Genomic DNA, 499 nt, shown 5'->3' with positions numbered 1-499 from the left:
CCGTGCTACTGGCGTTGCGCGCGCTCGGGCTGGGCGACCTGCTCACCGCCTGCCCGCGCTGCGGGCGCTGCGCCGCGCCTTCCCCGGCCACCGGATCACGCTGGCGGCCCCGGCGGCGCTGGCCGGACTGGTGCCGCTGATCGGCGCCGTCGACGAGCTGTGCGACGTGCCCGGACCGGACCCGGTCCCCGAACGCGTCCCCGTCGAGGCCCCGGACATCGCGGTGAACCTGCACGGCCGCGGCCCGCAGAGCACCGCCGCGCTGCTGCGCACCGGGCCGGGACGGCTCCTGGCGCACGCGCACCCGGAGGTCCCCGGGGTGAAGGGCCCGCCGTGGCGCGACGAGGCACACGAGGCGCGGCGCTGGTGCGACCTGCTCGGCTGGTACGGCCTGCCCGCCGACCCGGCCGACCTGCTCCTGGCCCGATCCCGCCTACCCTCCTGGTCCGCTGCGGCCTGCCGGGCCTGGCCGGGCCTGCCAGGCTCGGAGAGTCCGGCC

1 pseudogene is annotated in these 499 nt (G+C 79.2%); it reads left to right on the top strand.

The window, feature by feature from the left end:
* A pseudogene (locus ACWJ6R_RS37910) lies at window positions 1-499 on the top strand (hypothetical protein); the annotation flags it as partial.

This window comes from Planomonospora algeriensis (genome assembly GCF_977012225.1).
Note: the sequence above shows the minus strand (reverse complement) of the source record. Positions and strands in the feature narration are given on the sequence as shown.